This is a genomic window from Devosia oryziradicis, from assembly GCF_016698645.1.
GTDB lineage: Bacteria > Pseudomonadota > Alphaproteobacteria > Rhizobiales > Devosiaceae > Devosia > Devosia oryziradicis.
In genome coordinates this window covers 3,258,398-3,275,018 of sequence record NZ_CP068047.1, presented here as the reverse complement: position 1 = coordinate 3,275,018, position 16,621 = coordinate 3,258,398, and the positions used below count along the sequence as shown (strand labels likewise).

General features: G+C 64.5%; 19 protein-coding genes and 1 riboswitch. Of the genes, 14 read left to right on the top strand and 5 right to left on the bottom strand.

Going from position 1 to position 16,621, the window contains the following annotated elements; all coding sequences use genetic code 11:
- Nucleotides 1-42 precede the first annotated feature (42 nt).
- The 4 genes from JI749_RS16315 (at nucleotide 43) to JI749_RS16300 (ending at nucleotide 3,688) form a co-directional block, all read left to right on the top strand.
- Entirely contained in the window at nucleotides 43-699 is a 657-nt protein-coding gene (locus tag JI749_RS16315; protein ID WP_201656368.1) for a hypothetical protein, read from the top strand.
- 100 nt (nucleotides 700-799) lie between these two features.
- Nucleotides 800-2,578 carry a pseudouridine synthase gene (locus JI749_RS16310; RefSeq protein WP_201656364.1) on the top strand — a complete coding sequence of 593 codons (1,779 nt, stop codon included), beginning with the start codon at nucleotides 800-802 and terminating at the stop codon, nucleotides 2,576-2,578.
- Nucleotides 2,579-2,690: 112 nt separating this feature from the next.
- Nucleotides 2,691-3,257 carry a 16S rRNA (guanine(966)-N(2))-methyltransferase RsmD gene (rsmD, locus tag JI749_RS16305; RefSeq protein WP_201656361.1) on the top strand — a complete coding sequence of 189 codons (567 nt, stop codon included), beginning with the start codon at nucleotides 2,691-2,693 and terminating at the stop codon, nucleotides 3,255-3,257.
- A 50-nt stretch (nucleotides 3,258-3,307) separates the two neighbouring features.
- Nucleotides 3,308-3,688, top strand: coding sequence for a GFA family protein (locus tag JI749_RS16300; protein WP_201656358.1), 381 nt, complete (start codon nucleotides 3,308-3,310; stop codon nucleotides 3,686-3,688).
- Here the strand turns inward: JI749_RS16300 and JI749_RS16295 are convergent.
- The 3 genes from JI749_RS16295 to JI749_RS16285 are packed head-to-tail and all read right to left on the bottom strand — an operon-like array spanning nucleotide 3,685 to nucleotide 5,720.
- Entirely contained in the window at nucleotides 3,685-4,098 is a 414-nt protein-coding gene (locus JI749_RS16295; protein WP_201656355.1) for a Fur family transcriptional regulator, read from the bottom strand. The two genes, JI749_RS16300 and JI749_RS16295, sit on opposite strands and share 4 nt — an antisense overlap.
- Nucleotides 4,088-4,906, bottom strand: a complete 819-nt coding sequence (locus JI749_RS16290; protein ID WP_201662949.1) for a metal ABC transporter permease — start codon at nucleotides 4,904-4,906, stop codon at nucleotides 4,088-4,090. The genes JI749_RS16295 and JI749_RS16290 overlap by 11 nt, the downstream gene beginning before the upstream one ends.
- Nucleotides 4,896-5,720 (bottom strand): ATP-binding cassette domain-containing protein, encoded by an 825-nt coding sequence (locus JI749_RS16285; protein ID WP_201656352.1) that lies wholly within the window; start codon nucleotides 5,718-5,720, stop codon nucleotides 4,896-4,898. Before JI749_RS16285 ends, JI749_RS16290 begins: the two co-directional genes overlap by 11 nt.
- 121 nt (nucleotides 5,721-5,841) lie before the next feature.
- Here JI749_RS16285 and JI749_RS16280 point away from each other — a divergent pair, with 121 nt between their 5' ends.
- Nucleotides 5,842-6,783 carry a zinc ABC transporter substrate-binding protein gene (locus tag JI749_RS16280; protein ID WP_201656349.1) on the top strand — a complete coding sequence of 314 codons (942 nt, stop codon included), beginning with the start codon at nucleotides 5,842-5,844 and terminating at the stop codon, nucleotides 6,781-6,783.
- A gap of 22 nt (nucleotides 6,784-6,805) precedes the next feature.
- Here the strand turns inward: JI749_RS16280 and JI749_RS16275 are convergent, their stop codons facing one another.
- Together JI749_RS16275 and JI749_RS16270 are read right to left on the bottom strand one after the other, a co-directional pair.
- Nucleotides 6,806-7,162, bottom strand: coding sequence for a DMT family protein (locus tag JI749_RS16275; protein WP_267911651.1), 357 nt, complete (start codon nucleotides 7,160-7,162; stop codon nucleotides 6,806-6,808).
- 9 nt (nucleotides 7,163-7,171) lie between these two features.
- Complete coding sequence (locus JI749_RS16270) at nucleotides 7,172-7,426, bottom strand: DUF2164 domain-containing protein (RefSeq protein WP_201656346.1); 255 nt, start codon at nucleotides 7,424-7,426, stop codon at nucleotides 7,172-7,174.
- Between the two features lie 90 nt (nucleotides 7,427-7,516).
- Between JI749_RS16270 and JI749_RS16265 the strand changes: the two genes are divergently transcribed.
- From JI749_RS16265 to cobO, 9 genes are all read left to right on the top strand, one after another.
- Complete coding sequence (locus JI749_RS16265) at nucleotides 7,517-8,116, top strand: hypothetical protein (RefSeq protein ID WP_201656343.1); 600 nt, start codon at nucleotides 7,517-7,519, stop codon at nucleotides 8,114-8,116.
- A gap of 21 nt (nucleotides 8,117-8,137) precedes the next feature.
- The gene (locus tag JI749_RS16260; protein WP_201656340.1) at nucleotides 8,138-8,773 is read left to right on the top strand and encodes a hypothetical protein; all 636 of its coding nucleotides are present in this window, start codon (nucleotides 8,138-8,140) and stop codon (nucleotides 8,771-8,773) included.
- 87 nt (nucleotides 8,774-8,860) lie between these two features.
- Nucleotides 8,861-9,049: riboswitch (cobalamin riboswitch) on the top strand.
- Nucleotides 9,050-9,084: 35 nt separating this feature from the next.
- Nucleotides 9,085-9,285, top strand: a complete 201-nt coding sequence (locus JI749_RS16255) for a CbtB domain-containing protein (RefSeq protein ID WP_201656338.1) — start codon at nucleotides 9,085-9,087, stop codon at nucleotides 9,283-9,285.
- 89 nt (nucleotides 9,286-9,374) lie between these two features.
- Nucleotides 9,375-10,127 (top strand): CbtA family protein, encoded by a 753-nt coding sequence (locus JI749_RS16250; protein ID WP_201656335.1) that lies wholly within the window; start codon nucleotides 9,375-9,377, stop codon nucleotides 10,125-10,127.
- Nucleotides 10,124-11,179, top strand: coding sequence for a cobalamin biosynthesis protein CobW (cobW, locus tag JI749_RS16245; RefSeq protein ID WP_201656332.1), 1,056 nt, complete (start codon nucleotides 10,124-10,126; stop codon nucleotides 11,177-11,179). The genes JI749_RS16250 and cobW overlap by 4 nt, the downstream gene beginning before the upstream one ends.
- 1 nt (nucleotide 11,180) lies before the next feature.
- On the top strand, nucleotides 11,181-11,627 hold the full coding sequence (locus JI749_RS16240) for a hypothetical protein (RefSeq protein ID WP_201656329.1): 447 nt from the start codon (nucleotides 11,181-11,183) through the stop codon (nucleotides 11,625-11,627).
- Entirely contained in the window at nucleotides 11,627-15,379 is a 3,753-nt protein-coding gene (gene cobN, locus JI749_RS16235) for a cobaltochelatase subunit CobN (protein WP_201656326.1), read from the top strand. Before JI749_RS16240 ends, cobN begins: the two co-directional genes overlap by 1 nt.
- The gene (locus JI749_RS16230; RefSeq protein ID WP_201656323.1) at nucleotides 15,376-15,942 is read left to right on the top strand and encodes a hypothetical protein; all 567 of its coding nucleotides are present in this window, start codon (nucleotides 15,376-15,378) and stop codon (nucleotides 15,940-15,942) included. Before cobN ends, JI749_RS16230 begins: the two co-directional genes overlap by 4 nt.
- 29 nt (nucleotides 15,943-15,971) lie before the next feature.
- Complete coding sequence (gene cobO / locus JI749_RS16225; protein WP_201662943.1) at nucleotides 15,972-16,580, top strand: cob(I)yrinic acid a,c-diamide adenosyltransferase; 609 nt, start codon at nucleotides 15,972-15,974, stop codon at nucleotides 16,578-16,580.
- Nucleotides 16,581-16,621 lie beyond the last annotated feature (41 nt).

The following is a 16,621-nucleotide window of genomic DNA, read 5'->3' as shown; positions in this document are numbered from 1 at the left end:
ACCGGGCAGCATTCTGCTCTCCGAGCGGTAACCCGGACCGGAATGGCGTCGCTCGGCCTGTTGCTGGCCGTGGCGCTCAGTGCCTGCACCACCGTGGAAGGCACCAATGCCTTGACCGATTTCGGGACCTTTGAGCGCGAGGTCATGATGACCACGGCGCGGGGCGTTGGCCTGGTGCCCGGCGAGACGCCCAAGGAAGACCTGACCAATGCGCGTGCCCCACTGGTGCTGCCGGCCAACGGCCAGGCCGCCCCGGCGCCGACGACCGAGGCCGCCGCCACCCAGTTGCCGGTCAACAGTGACAGCGTGCAGATCGACACCACCAACCTGACCGAAGCCGACCTGGCTCGCCTGCGCAACGCCAAGGTCGTGGACCTGCGCTCGGTGGCCGGTCGCCCGCTGACCGAGCAGGAAACCCGTACGCTGGTCGCCCGCATGCAGGCCGCCAACATGGATGTGTCGACCAACGGCGGCAAGCGCCCGCTCTATCTGCCGCCCGAGGAATATTTCACCCGCGTCGGCGACGCCGACTTGGTTTGCTCGGTCAATGGCGAACTGGTGTCGATCAACGATCCGAAATGCCCGGAATCGGTGCGCAAGGCGATCCGCGCTGCCTATACGCCCCAGAACACCTCGACGGGCATCAGCTCGGGTCCTGGCGTCAAGTTGAGCGAAAAAGAGACCACGCTGGGCAACTGACGGTTTAGCCGTCCGAATTTTAAAGCGGCCGGACCATCCGGCCGCTTCGCCTTTTCCGCGCCGCCCGCATTGGGTCCCGCATGACATGAAAGACCGTCCGATGAGCGACACCCCAGCCCAACCCGATACCGGCGATCGCCTCGCCAAGGTCATTGCCCGCTCCGGGCTCTGCTCGCGCCGGGATGCCGAGGTCTGGATCACCGAGGGCCGTGTGGTGGTCAATGGCAAGAAGGTGCTGACGCCGGCCTTCAACGTCACCGACCGCGACAAGATCATGGTTGATGGTGCGCCGCTGGCTGCACGCCAGGGTACGCGGGTATGGCTGTATCACAAGCCGGCGGGGCTCGTTGTCACCGAGAAGGACCCCGAGGGTCGCGACACCATTTTCCAGCATCTGGAAACCCACGGCCTGCCGCGCGTCGTCAGCGTCGGCCGGCTCGACATCAATACCGAAGGCTTGCTGCTGCTGACCAATGATGGTGGCCTCAAGCGCGTGCTCGAACTGCCCGCCACGGGCTGGTTGCGTCGCTATCGCGTACGCGCCCACGGCAAGGTGACACAGGCCGCGCTCGACAAGCTCAAGGACGGCATCGAGATCGACGGCATCAAATACGGTTCGATCGAAGCCACGCTCGAGCGGGAGCAGGGCGCCAATGTTTGGCTGGTGCTGGCCCTGCGCGAAGGCAAGAACCGCGAAGTCAAGAATGTGCTGGGCGCCCTGGGCCTCGAGGTCAATCGCCTGATCCGCATCAGCTATGGTCCGTTCCAGCTTGGCGATATCCCGGTGGGTGGCATCGAGACCGTCAAGGCCAGGATGTTGCGTGACCAGCTCGGCAAGAAGCTGGCCGATGCTGCCGACGTCGATTTCGACAGCGAAATGCCCGAAGCCAATGCCCTTGAGGGCAAGCCGACGCGCGATCGCCTGACCGGCCGCGGCACCAATACCGTGGAAATTGCACGCCAGCGCTTCCGCTTCACCGATGGCGCCGAAAAGACCGAGGAAGAGTGGCGCGCCGAGCGTCCCCGCCAGGATCGTCCCGGCCGCTTCGACAGCCGCAAGCCGATGCCCAGGCGCGAAGAGGCCCGCGACGACGATTATACGCCGCCGCCCCGCAAGGTGCATTTCGACGAGGATGGCCGCGCGCCGGAAGATTTCGTCGCCAAGCGCAACACCCGCATCGTCAAGCGCCCCGATCGCGATGACCAGTCGGCGAAGAATTTCGGCAAGGCTGCGCCCCGTCCGGGCGGCAAGTCGTTTGGTGACAAAAAGCCGTTCGGCGACAAAAAGAGCTTTGGCGACAAGAAGCCATTCGAGAAGAAGCCCTTTGGCGACAAGCCGCGAGGCCCGCGTCGCGAAGAGGGCGATCGCCCCCGTGGCGCGCGCCCCGAGGGTGGCCGCCCGCCGCAGGGCCGCGAATTCACCGGCACGCCGCGCGGGCCGCGTCGCGGTGATGCTGCGGCAGCCGCCCCGCGCGAATATACGCCGCGCCTGCGCCCCGACAGCGAAAAGGGTGAGGGCGCGGCCTTCAAGGGTGAGGCCAAGCGCCCGGGCCGCAATTTTGCCGACAAGCCGGCGCGTTTCCGGGCGGAAGGTGGGCGCACGGGTGCGGAGCGCGCCGAGCGTCCAGCCCGCGGGGTTCGTGCACCGCGTGCGGGACGCGACGAACTGGGTTCGGAGGCCAAGACCTACGGCAAGCCGCGCATGCGTGCTGACGGCAAACCCATGCCCAAGCGCGACGGTGCCGCTCCGGCGCGCGGCCCGCGCCCAGGCGGCAAGCCGGGCGGTCGTCCCGGCGGTGGTGCTGGTCGTCCCGCGGGCGGAGCTGGCCGTACCGGCGGCGGCGGGCGTCCATCAACACCGCGTCGTCCCAAGGCTTAATGGCTCAACAGACCTCATCCTGAGCTTGTCGAAGGACGAGGTCGTGGCACCATCTCGCTACGCCCTCGTGATTCGACAAGCTCACCATGAGGGCTACTGAAAAGGTTCGTCCATGCGCATCGTCGCCGGCAAATTCCGCGGCAAGCAGCTCAACTCTCCGTCGGACGATTCCATCCGCCCGACAGCAGACCGCGTCCGCGAGTCGATGTTCAACATCCTTGCTTCCAGACTCGGCCCCGTCTTTTCCGGCATCCGCGTGCTCGACCTGTTCGCCGGCACCGGCGCGCTCGGCCTCGAAGCGCTGTCTCGCGGCGCCAGCCACGTCACCTTCGTCGATACCGGCGCCGAAGCGCGCGGTTTGATCCGCGATCACATCGAGGCCTTTGGGGCAGGGGGCATCACCAAGTTGCTGCGCCGCGATGCCACCGACCTGGGCAAGCCTGGGACCTTCGGCCAGTTCAACCTGATCTTCCTTGACCCGCCCTATGGCAAGGGCCTGGGCGAACAGGCGCTGGCCCATGTCGCCGCCAATGGCTGGCTGGCGCCGGGCGCGACTATTGTCTTCGAAGAGAGCGTTGAGGCCGAGGTGGAAATCCCCGAGGGCTTCACCTTGGACGATCGGCGGGAATATGGCGCGGCAGCAGTGCATTTCCTGACCTTCGGCCAGGCCGGTGACTGAACTCTTCGAGCGCAGCGGTGTTTCCTTCACCACAGACGGAGGAATCGAACATGTCGGACATGGTACGAACGGGCGGCTGCCTATGCGGTGCGGTGCGCTACGAGGTCGTGGGTGAACCCTTTAAGTCAGGCATCTGCCACTGCCGGGACTGCAAGAAGGTTACTGGTTCCTCGTTCCTCGCCTATGCCGATTGGGCGCCCGACAAGTTCAGCCATACCGGTGACGTCGGGACCTATAACGGACGCTCCTTCTGCCCCGCCTGCGGTTCACGGGTGTTCAGCTTGAGCGAAGATCAGTGCGAGATCTACCTGGGCACTCTGGACGACGCGCCCAGCGAGATTTCGCCGCAGGTCGAAGGCTGGACCATAAGGCGTGAATACTGGCTGCCGGCATTGGCCGCACTGCCGCAATACGAGCGGGATATTCCCTAGGCCGCCTTGAGGCAGGCCTCACATTTGCCGCGGATTTCCATCGTCGTCCGCTCGACCTTGAAGCCCTTCGCTCCTGCCCAGTTGGCCAGCCGCTCCTCGATCACCGGATCGGCGAATTCGTCGACCTTGCCGCAGCCCTCGCAGATGGCAAAGGCGATCAGCCCCTTGCGATGGCAATGCTCGTCGGCGCAGGCGACGAAGGCGTTAAGCGATTCCAGCCGATGGGCAAGGCCACGTTCCACCAGCTTGTCGAGCGCGCGGTAGATCTGCAGCGGCGCCCGCAGCCCGTCGGCGCGTAGCTTGTCCAGGATATCATAGGCGCTGAGCGGCGCTTCGGAATGGTTGAGTGCGCCCAGCACCAGGCCCTGGTTGCGCGTCAGGTCCGCGGGAAGGTCGTGACTATGCGCCATGGGGCACTCTCCTGCCGAACAGCCGCGTGACGGGAACCGCCAGCGACACAAGGAATACTATCAGAGCCATCACCACAATCGAGGGACCGGAAGCCGTGTCCCAGGTTCGCGAGCCGAACAGCCCGCCAACCACCGCGACTGCCCCCAGGACCGCGGCCACGACAGCCATCATTTCAGGCGTGGCGCTCAGGCGCCGCGCCGTCGCTGCCGGGATGATCAGCAGCGAGGTGATCAGCAGCACGCCCACCAGCTTCATGGCGATGGCGATGACCGATGCCATCAGGATCATCAGCACCAGCCGGCTCGCCTCCGGCCGCAGGCCTTCGGCTTCGGCCAGTTCCGGGCTCACCGTCGCCGCCAGCAGCGGCCGCCAGGCCAGGACGAGGATGGCGAGGATCGCCAGCCCGCCGCCATAGATGATGGCGATATCCTCGACCGATACTGCGAGAATATCGCCAAACAGGAATCCCATCAGGTCGATGCGCACCGTGGTGAGGAACCCCACCAGCACCAGCCCCACGGCCAGCGTCGAATGGCTTAAAATGCCCAGCAGCGCGTCGATCGACAGCGTCGCCTGCCGCTGCAATACGATCAACGCGCCGGCCACTAGGGCTGCCACGGCAAACACGCCGAGCGTCATGTTGATCGACAGCAGGATGGAGAGCGCCACGCCCAGCAGCGCCGAATGCGCCATGGTGTCGCCGAAATAGGCCATGCGCCGCCACACGACGAAACAGCCCAGCGGTCCGGTAACGAGGGCAAGGCCAATGCCGGCGACCAGCGCGCGGGAGAAGTAATCAGTGAGCATGGCCGTGCCCCGCATGATCGTGGTGGTCGTGCTCATGATCGCCGTGGTCATGCGCATGCCCGTCGGGCACCACGCAGCCGTCGTCTTGATGCTCGTGGTCGTGATGGTGCTGGTAGATGGCCAGCGTGCTCGCGGCGCGTTCGCCGAAGAGCTTGAGATATTCGGGGCTCCGCTTCACCGCCGAAGGCGTGCCGCGGCAGCAGACATGACCATTGAGACAGATCACCGTGTCTGTCTCGGCCATGACCACATGCAGGTCATGGCTGATCATCAATATGCCGCTACGCGTGGTATCGCGTATCTGTCGGACCAGCTCATAGAGGGCCACCTCGCCAGAGAAGTCGACGCCCTGCACGGGCTCGTCGAGCACCAGCAGGTCGGGCTTGCGGATCATGGCCCGCGCGAACAGCACACGCTGGAATTCGCCGCCTGACAATTCCTGCACTGCCGCCTTGAGCAGGCGCCGCGCGCCGACGGCCTCGAGCGCCTCGTCGATATCGCCAGCGGCGTGCCGGCCAGTCAGCGTCATCAGGCGTTCCACCGTCAGCGGCAGGGTCCAGTCGATGGTCAGCTTCTGCGGCACGTAGCCGATCTTGAGCCCCGGCTTGCGGGTTACGCTGCCCATCGTGGGTCGTAACACGCCCGTCGCCAGCTTGGCGGTGGTTGATTTGCCCGAACCATTGGGCCCGATCAGCGTCACGATCTCGCCGCGCGATATGGTCAGGTCCACGCCACTGACCAGTGTGCGGGCGCCACGTTGCACGCCGGCATTGCTCAGGGTGATCAGTGTTTCCTTGGGTGCCAGCGCATCCATGCTCGTATCGGCTCCGTGCTCCCGCGGCGCGATTTCCCAAAACCGCCCTTGACGTCTTCAAATACGTTATAGCATAACACCGCGGCAAGTGTAATAACATAACATATCACGAGGTTGCCCCATGAAGCTGTTTGCCCACGCCGCCCTTCTCGCCACGGCGCTGCTCACCAGCACCGCCATGGCGGCGCCCAATGTGGTTGCCTCGATCAAGCCGGTGCATTCGCTGGTTTCGGCAGTCATGGCCGGCGTGGGTCAGCCAACCCTGATCGTCAAGGGCGCGGCCTCGCCGCATACCTACGCGCTCAAGCCATCGGACGCAGGTGCTCTGGAATCGGCCGACATCGTCTTCTGGACCGGGCACGGCATGGAACTGTTCCTGGGCAATGCGCTGGAGACCCTGGCCGGCGGCGCTACGGTCGTGGAACTGGCTGACTCGCCGGGAATTGCCCTGTTGCCCGTGCGCGAAGGCGGTGCCTTCGAAGCGCACGAGCACGAGGGTGAAGCGCATGAGCATGAACATGAGCACGACCATGACGATCATGCCCATGGCGAAGGCGACATGCATTTCTGGCTCGACCCCGAAAATGCCAAGCTGATGGTCACGCAGATTGCCACGACCCTGTCAGAAGCCGACCCGGAAAACGCCACCACCTACCAGGCCAATGCCGAAGCCGAACTCGGCAAACTCGACATGCTCGAGGCCGAACTGGCGGAAATGCTTGAACCGGTCGCGGACAAGCCCTTCGTCGTCTTCCACGACGCCCACCAGTATTTCGAGGCTCGTTTCGGCCTGACCCTGGCCGGCTCTGTGACAGTTACCCCCGATGTCATGCCCGGCGCGGCCCGCATCGATGAACTCAAGGCCAGGGTCGCCGAACTGGGCGCCACCTGCATCTTTGCCGAACCCAATTTCGAGCCCACCATCATCACCGCCATCAGCGAAGGCACGGCCGCCAAGGCGGGCGTACTCGACCCCGAAGGCGGCGCGCTTGCCGAGGGACCGGAGCTCTATCCCGAGCTGTTGCGCGGGTTGGCCAAGAGCCTGGTCGACTGCCTGGAATAGGGATGTCCGCTCAGGACATGCCTTACTTTATCGGCCCCTTGAAAATGAAGAACGCGCCAAGTGCGATCATGGCGAAACCCACGCCATGGTTCAGCGTCAGCTTTTCACCGAAATAGAACACCGTGAAGACGGCAAAGACCGAGAGGGAGATGACCTCCTGGATGGTCTTGAGTTCGGACGGCGAATAGACCGCCTCGCCAATCCGGTTGGCGGGTACGGCTAGCCAGTATTCAAAGAAAGCAATGCCCCAGCTGATCAACACCGCGGCCCAGAGCGCCGAGGTGGGCCACTTGAGGTGCCCATACCAGGCAAAGGTCATGAAGATGTTGGAGGCAAGCAGGAGCCCGATCGGGGCAAGGGTAGCAAAATTAAGGCCCAAAGGCGCCTCCTAGCGCAGGTGATTGGTGGGCTGTTCGAGCCCGAATATATCGTCGGTCAGGCTGTCCATCCGCTCGCGGATCAGCGCCTGCGCGTCGTAAAGGCCGCGGTTGTAGAAATAGGCGCCCATCTTGTCCACGAAGAACATCATCAGCATTTCGGCCGGAATGGCGCCGATCTGCTGGTCAAGTTCTTCCCGGAAGTAATCCTGGATCTCCCCGACAATGGCCTTGGTCTCTTCCTTGCTGAACTTGATCGGCTTCATTGAACTCTCCTTCAGCCTACGTTCATAGCGCGAGTCGTTGATTGCGAACGGCAGTCCGTCAGCGCAATCTGCGTCATCCGAGGAGAAACCATGCTTGTTCGCACCACCCTGGTCATAGCCCTTGCCTTGGCTGGCCCAGCGCTGGGCCAGGAGATCGCCTGCGAAGGCGCGTTCGCAATCGACAGCTCGGAGGCGCGCCTGATCGAAATCTACGGTGCCGACAACGTTGTTACCGGCATGGTCTCGGGTCCCGAGGGCAGCGAAATGCTGGCCACCACCGTCTTTCCCGACAATCCCAAGAAGGTCCTGCAATTCGTCTGGTGGGATGAACAGTCGCTGAGCGATCCCAGCTATATCGAGCTGCCGGACAAGGCCGTGGCCCCGGGCGGCCTGCGCACCGGCATGTCGCTGGCGGAAGTCGAAGCCATCAACGGCGAGCCGTTTACGCTGCTGGGCTTCGGGTGGGACTATGGCGGCGCTGCCAGCTTCGAATCCGGCGCCCTGTCGAACCTGCCCGGTGAGTGCATGCTGAGCGTGAATTTCTACGACTACGGCACGGCGCCCGAGGGCGTCGACACGCTTCCGGCCATGGGCGACAAGGAGCTTTCGTCCGACGATCCGCTGCTGGCCCAGATGCAGATCGAGCTCGACGCCATCTCGGTCGGCTATCCCCACCCCGATTTCCGCTAATCACCGTTCCAAGGACACCTCATGCTCATCCGCCTGTCACTGATTGCCCTCTGCACCGCACTGGTGCTGTCCTCCCCCATGGCCAAGGAGAAGCCTGCCGCCGCCACGTCCGCCGATCAGGTCGCCTGCGAAGGCGTCTTCGGGCCGCAGAGTTCCGAGCAACTGCTGATCGACACCTTTGGCGCCGGCAATGTGGTGACCGGCACGGTGCCCGGTCCCGAGGGCTCCGAGCTGTTCGCAACAACTGTGTTTCCGGACGATCCGGAAAAGGCGATGGAGTTCGGCTGGTGGGACGAAGACAAGCGCGAGGGCCTGTCCTATGTCCAGCTGTCACCTTCCCAGGTTGGCCCGCTGGGCATCCATATCGGCATGACGCCCGCCGAAGTAGAGGCCATCAACGGCGAGCGCTTCCTGATCGGCGGCTTCTGGTGGGACTATGGTGGCTACGCGATGATTGAGACGGGCAAACTCACCGATATCCCAGGTGGCTGCTACATGTCCCTGCGCTTCGCGCCGGCCGACGAATATTCGCCCGCAATCGACGTGACCCCGGTATCTGGCGAGGTTCAGGTGCTCAGCGATGAGGGGCTGCTGGAAATTCTCGATACCCGGCTGCAGGTCCTGACCCTAAGCTATGACAGCGCCATGGGCGATTGACCGCCGGCGGCCAGCGGCGTAACAGTCATTCCGTGTTGGTTCCCGAAGGCCGTTGTGCCGGAGGGATACCCAGCCTGAAGCACAAGCCATCACGGTTTGTGCGACAGGCTGCAAAGGGAACACGGTGCGACGTACCCATCAGGGCGCAAAACCGTGGCTGCCCCCGCAACTGTAAGCGGTGCGCTTCCCTCTCATGCCACTGATCGAAAGGTCGGGAAGGCGAGGGGAGCGGCTATCACCGCGAGCCAGGAGACCTGCCAACGCACGAACCGGGCACAGTGCCCAAGTCTATTCCGTGCACGGAGGGTGCCATGAATACCGCGACCAATACCGCGACCAATACCGTCTCGACTGGCCTCCAGTCGCTCTCGATTTCCCAGCGTATCATTGCCGGTTCGCTGGCGCTCATGCTCGGGCTGACCCTGCTGGTCGGCACTGGCTTTGCCGGCGATTTCCGCCTGCATAACGGCGCCCACGACACCCGCCACGCCATGGGCTTCCCCTGCCACTAAGGCAGCGGTTCGGAGCGCTTCCAGCAAAAGTGGGAACCGGTTTTGCGGTTCGGAAGCGCGACCAGAAGAACGAGAGAAAGACAAAAGACATGATCCGCAATCTGTTTGCCGCTGCGCTTCTCGCAGCGCTTGCTGCTGGCCTTTTGACGGCCGCCATCCAGCATTTCCGCGTCACCCCGTTGATCCTTCACGCCGAAACCTTCGAGGGTGAAGGCGGCCACAGCCATGGTACCGAGGCCGTCGCGGCCGAGCACGAGCATGCCGAGGGTACCCCGGCGCACACGCATGACGCGGCTGCAATCGAGGAATGGGCTCCACAGGACGGCTTCGAGCGCACAGCCTATACGACGCTCGCCACAGTGCTCGCCGCCGCCGGCTTCGCGCTGGTGATGGGCGCCATCTCGATGTTCGCCAATATCCCGATCACCTTCGCCAATGGCTTCCTCTGGGGCATTGCGGGCTTCGTCACCTTCTCGCTGGCCCCGGCCTATGGCCTGCCGCCCGAACTGCCTGGCATGCCGGCCGCCGATCTCGTCGCCCGCCAGGTCTGGTGGACCGGCACGGCGCTGGCCACCGGTGCTGCCTGCCTGCTGCTCGCCAAGACCCGTGCCAGCTGGGCCTTCGCGGTGGCCATCGCCCTGGTCGTTGTCCCCCATATCGTCGGTGCGCCGGTGGCGCCGGACGAACCGAGCGCTGTGCCCGCTCACCTTGCCACTGAATTCGCCGCCATAACCCTAGGCACGGCGCTGGTCTTCTGGCTGGTGCTGGGCACAGTCTTCGGCAAGCTCAATGACGTCTTCGCGGCGCGCAGCGCCACCGTCCCCACGGGAGCCATCGCATGACCAAGATCCCGACCACCGTCATCACCGGCTTCCTCGGTGCCGGCAAAACCACGCTCGTCCGCCACCTCCTCGCGCATGCCCCCAAGGGCAAGCGCATCGCGCTCATCATCAATGAGTTCGGCGACCTCGGCGTCGACAAGGATATCCTCGCCGGCTGCGGGGACGAAACCTGCCGCGAAGAGGATATGGTCGAGCTCTCCAACGGCTGCATCTGCTGCACGGTGGCCGATGAGTTCATCCCCACCATGCAGGCGCTGCTCGCCCGTCCGGAAAAATTCGATCACATCGTCATCGAAACCTCGGGTCTCGCGCTGCCACAGCCGCTCATCCGCGCCTTCAACTGGCCGGAAATCAAGGCCCAGGTCACTATCGACGGCGTCGTGACGGTCGCCGACGCCGCCGCGCTGGCTGAAGGTCGCTTCGCCAGCGACGAAGCCGCGGTCGATGCATTGCGCCGCCAAGATGAAATGCTTGACCACGAGACACCGCTGGGCGAACTGTTCGAGGACCAACTGTCCTCGGCCGACCTTGTGGTCATCAACAAGGCCGACCTCGTCGATGCGGCGACCCTCGCCAAGGTCGAAGCCAATATCCGCGCCGAACTTCGCCCCGGCGTCGGCGTGGTGCATGCCCACAATGGCCATGTTGATATCGCCGCTTTGCTTGGCATGGGCATGGGCAGCGAGGACGACATCGCCAACCGCCCCAGCCATCATGAACTCGAGCATGGCGGGGAAACGCACGAGCACGATGACTTCGACAGCTTCTCGCTGCGCATGCCCGCCGTTGGCAGCAAGGACGAGTTGCTCGCTGTCATCGAGCAGACCATCCGCGACCACGACGTGCTGCGCCTCAAGGGTTTCGCCGCCATTCCCGGGGCGGCCGCCCGCCTGGCCATCCAGGCCGTCGGCCCCCGGGTGACCGCCTATTTCGACCGCCCCTGGAAAGAAGGCGAAACCCGCGACACGGCTTTGGTCGTGATTGGCGAATCCCCGCTCGACCGCGCGTCGATCTCGGCAAGCCTGCAGCGCGCGGCGAAGGCCGCTGCGTGAGATGACCCGGCGCAATGTGTGGTTGGGCCTTGTATCGGTAGTGATCGGGCCGCTGGTCGGCAGCCTGACTTTCATTGCCATCACGCTGATCACTGACGTTGTGTTCTTCGGCACGCAACCCTCATCCAACCTGTTGCTGCGAGAGTGGCCGGTCGTGCTAACGGCCGGCTACGTTTTCGGTTTTGCGCCCGGCCTTGGCTTTGCAGCCGCTATGGCCCTGGTGTCACGAAAGTTGCCGACCCTTGCACAGCGGCTCGTCGCAGCGCCCGTTGTCGGCGCCTTGCTGAGCATCGCAATCCTGAGTGTGATCCTGTTTGGCCAGTCTCTCGGCGGCCTCGACCTCGATATGCTGCTCATCCTGGCCATAACCGGTGCCGTGGCAGGCCTGGTTAGCCTGGCCATCGTGGAGCTCTTCCACCCCCTGCCCACGCCTGCGCCGGAACCTTGATGCACCTGCTCTCCGCCCAGGCCGGCGCCATCCAGCAGGAAGGCGAGGCGATCGATCTCAACCAGCGCCCCGGGGCGCTGGTCTTTGCCAGTTCTGCCGACAGCGAATTGGCCATGCTGGCCGGCGCCGCCGACCGGGCTGGGGATAGCGAACTCCGCCTCGCCAGCACGCTGCGCCTCTCCAACAACCTTTCGGTCGATCTCTGGCTGGAAAAGACCGTTGCCCATGCGCGCCTCGTCGTGCTCCGGCTTATCGGCGGTGCTGCCTATTTCCAATACGGCGTGGACGAGCTGACCGCGCTTTGCGCCAACCGCGGGATACCCCTGGTCCTGCTGCCGGGCGATGCCAACCCTGACCCAATCCTGCAGTCACGCTCGACCGTGCACCCCGACGACTGGTCCCGCCTCCATGGGCTGTTCATTGCCGGCGGGCCCGAGAATGCCGACACGATTCTTCAGGCGTTCAACCTTCTCTCGGCCTCAACGCGGCCAGGTGAGGAGGCTTTCCTGTCTTCATTATCGCCCCATCCCTTCGCCCGGTTCGGCCTCTGGCACCCCCGCGCAGGAATGACCGACGAAGCCGGCCTGGGCGCGCTCCACCAAGCCGGCGCGGCCCATGTCCCCATCCTCTTCTATCGCGCCGCCCTCGAGGGCGCGGGCACCGCAACGATCGAGGCGCTGATCGCCGAGCTCGAATGCCAAGGCCTTGCCCCGGTGCCGTTGCTTGTCTCTTCGCTCAAGGAAGGGCCGTGCATCCGCTTCGTCCAGGACGCATTGGCTGTCTTCCCGCCATCAGCCATCTTCAACCTCACCGGCTTTGCCCTAGGCATCGATGGTCTCGAAGACAAGGCCAACCCCTTCTCCGGGACCGACGCACCCGTCATCCAGCTCATCCAGTCGGGCCGCTCGGAAGCCCAATGGCTGGCAGACAACCAGGGCCTATCCTCCAAGGACATGGCGATGTTCCTGGTCATGCCGGAGGTCGACGGACGCCTGGGCGGTCTCATCGTCGGCCACAAGTCTGACGCCGTCTGGCACGAGCGCTGCCAGGTCCCTCTGACCGCCTACGCGCCCGACAATTCCGGCATTCGACGCGCAGTTGCCCTCGCCAAAAACTGGTCCAATCTGCGCGCCACCCCCCGCGCCGACCGCAAGGTTGCAATTGTTCTCGCCAACTACCCTATCCGGGACGGACGCCTGGCCAATGGCGTCGGCTATGACGCGCCGGAATCGACGCTGCGCATGCTACGGGCGCTTGAGAGGGCTGGGTATACACTGAACCAGCCCCCATCGCCTCCCTCCCCCTTGAGGGGAGGGACCGAGGGTGGGGGTGCTGCATTTTCTGCGTATCCGACGTCTTCAAACGACCTCATCCACCTCCTCCTGTCCGGCCCCACTAACGCCCACCCCGCGCGTGGCTCGTCCCCCGCCACGCTCACGCTCGCCCGCTATGCCCAACTCTTCGCCACGCTTCCGACGCGCATCCAGCAGGAAGTCACCACGCGCTGGGGTGATCCGGCGACAGACCCATTCGTGCGCGAGAACGCTTTCCACCTTCCCGCGCTCGTCTTCGGCAACGTCGCGGTCCTGCTCCAGCCATCGCGTGGCTACCAACTCGACGAGACGGCGTCCTACCACGACCCGGCCCTTGTCCCGCCGCATGCCTATCTTGCCGCCTATCTCTGGCTGCGCCACGACTTCGGCGCCCACGCTCTGATCCACAACGGCAAGCATGGCACGCTCGAATGGCTGCCGGGCAAGGCCGCGGCGCTCGATGACGCGAGCTATCCCGACGCGCTCTGGGGCCAACTGCCACATCTCTATCCTTTCATCGTCAATGATCCGGGTGAGGGTACGCAGGCCAAGCGCCGCGCCGGCGCCGTGATCATCGATCACCTCGTGCCACCGCTCACCCGCGCCGAAACCTATGGGCCGCTGAAAGATTTGGAGGCCCTGCTCGACGAATACTACGCCGCCTCCGGCATGGATCGCCGGCGCCTGGCCGACCTGCGCCGCCGCATCCTCGATTTTGTCAGTGACACGAGGCTCGATCGCGATATCGGCCTGCCCGAGGACGAGACGCAGGCGCTGATCAAGATCGACAATTTCCTCTGCGACCTCAAGGAAGCCCAGATCCGCGACGGCCTCCACATCTTCGGCCAGTCGCCACAGGGTAACCTGCAGCGCGACCTGGTCGTGGCACTCGCCCGCGTGCCGCGCGGCGAAGGTCCCGGCGAAGGCTCACTGATCCGCGCCTTGGCCGACGATCTCAAGCTTGGCTTCGATCCGCTGACGGCCAAGCTCGGGACGATGTGGACCGGGCCCCATATCGGACAATCGGGGCCAAGTCTTCGCACCGTCGGCGATGTCGTCGAATGTCTTGAGTCAATTGCCGCCGATCTGGTCGACAGTGCTCGGATGGTCGATCCTACCTGGACCGCCACCCGTGCCGTCCTCGATACCGTACAAACCCTCATCCGCCCGCGCCTCGCCGCCTCGGGCCCGGCTGAAATGCAGGCACTTCTTGACGGTCTCGACGGAAAGTTCATCCGGCCCGGTCCGTCCGGCGCCCCATCGCGCGGGCGGCTCGACGTGTTGCCCACCGGGCGCAACTTCTATTCGGTGGACAGCCGAGCCGTCCCCACGCCCACGGCCTGGGAGTTGGGCCGCAAATCGGCTGAGAGCCTGGTCCTCCGTCACCTGCAGGATCATGGTCACCACCTGCGCTCGGTCGCCCTTTCGGTCTGGGGCACGGCCAATATGCGCACGGGCGGAGACGACATCGCCCAGGCCCTGGCGCTGATTGGAGCCCGGCCCACCTGGGACCCCGGCTCGCTCCGCGTATCCGGCTACGAAATCATTCCGCTGGCAAAACTCGGCCGGCCGCGTGTCGACGTGACCCTGCGCATATCGGGCTTCTTCCGCGATGCCTTCCCCGCCCAGATTGCTCTTTTCGATCGTGCCATCCGAGCCATTGGCGCTCTCGACGAACCGGTCGAGGACAATCCGATCGCGGCTTCCATGCGCGCCGATGCCGCCAGCGCCGACGATCATGCTGCCGGGCACCGCATCTTTGGCAGCAAGCCTGGCACCTATGGTGCGGGGCTCAATGCCCTGGTCGATTCCGGCGCCTGGTCTAGCAAGGTCGACCTCGCCAACCGTGCACTCGACTGGGGCCAGTATGCCTATGGCGCCAAGGATGCCGGCACGCCGCAGCGCAGCCGCTTCGCGGCACGGCTCGGCGACATCGACGCCGTCATCCACAACCAGGACAATCGCGAGCACGACCTGCTCGACAGCGACAACTACTACCAGTTCGAGGGTGGGCTTTCGGCCGCCGCCGAAACGCTGACCGGCCGCAAGCCAGCGGTCTACCACAATGACCATTCCCGCCCCGAACGTCCGCTGATCCGCACGCTGGAGGAGGAAATCTCCCACGTCATGCGCTCGCGCGTGGTCAATCCCAAATGGATATCGGGCATGCAGCGCCACGGCTATCGCGGCGCCTTCGAGATCATTGCCACTGTCGATTTCATGTTCGCCTTCGCCGCCACCACGGGCGCGGTCAAGACGCATCATTTCGACCTGGCCTTCGAGGCCTTTGTCGAGGACGACAGCGTGCGCGACTGGCTGAAATCGGCCAACCGGCACGGCTATGACGAACTGCTCGCCAAGTTCAACGAGGCGCGCCAGCGCGGCCTGTGGACCCCTCGCTCCAACGCCGCCTATGCTCTGCTCGCGGGGGAAGCATGAACAACACTATCGTCTATCTCATTGGCCATTATGGCGTGGGCAAGCTGACGGTCGCCAAGGCCATCTGCGCGGCCACCGGCGCGCGCCTGTTCGACAACCACTTGGCGAACAATGTCATTTTCTCGCTCATCCGCGCTGATAGCCGAACGCCGCTGCCAGAGCGGGTCTGGGACATGATTGGTGTGATTCGCGAACAGGCCTTACAGGCCATGGAGGACCTGGCACCAGCCGATGCCAGCTTCGTTCTTACCAATTGCCTGCTGGAGAGCGACCCGGGTGACCGGGCCGCCTATGACCGGGTGATGGAGACGGCGCGACGCCGGGATGGCACGTTCGTGCCGGTTCTGCTGGCGGCCTCCGACGCTGCCCATGCCGCGCGGGTCGGCTCGCCGGAGCGGGCCGAGCGGCTCAAGCATACCGATGTCGCGAGCGCGGAGCACAAGCGCCGCACGACGGAGTTGCTACGCGTCGATCATCCCAACCGGCTCGACCTCGATACCACACATCTGCCGCCCGAGCAGGCAGCCCGTCTCATCATCGCCCACGCGGAGCGCCTCGCATGACCGACAAGCCAGTCAAGAAGACCGATCTGATGAGCGAGGCCGAGCGCGACGCTTATCACGCCGAGAAGATGAGGAAGAAGCGCGAGGCGCGGAACAAGATCCTCGCCACCAAGACCCAGGAAAAGGGCCTGCTGATCGTTCACACCGGCAAGGGCAAGGGCAAGTCGACCGCCGCCTTCGGCATGGTGTTCCGGGCGCTGGGACATGGCTTCAAGGTTGGCGTGGTGCAGTTCGTCAAGGGTGTGTGGGAGACCGGCGAGCGCGACGTGCTGCTGAAGTTCCCGGACCTTGTTACCATCAACGCCATGGGCGAGGGCTTCACCTGGGATGTTGCCGATCGCCAGCGCGACCTCGCCGCGGCCCGCAAGGCCTGGGACCAGGCCAAGGCGCTGATAGCCGACCCCAGCTACAAACTGGTGCTGCTCGACGAACTCAACATCGTGCTGCGCTATGACTACCTGCCGATCGAGGAAGTGGTCGAATTCCTGCGCAACAAGCCGGAGGATACCCACGTCATCGTCACCGGCCGCAACGCCAAGGACGAACTGATCGAAATCGCCGACCTCGTGACGGAAATGACCGAAATCAAGCATCACTTCCGCTCGGGCGTGAAGGCCCAGAAGGGAATCGAGTTTTAAGCGGCTGGTCCGTTCACCAATCTAGTGCTGTTACTAGGATT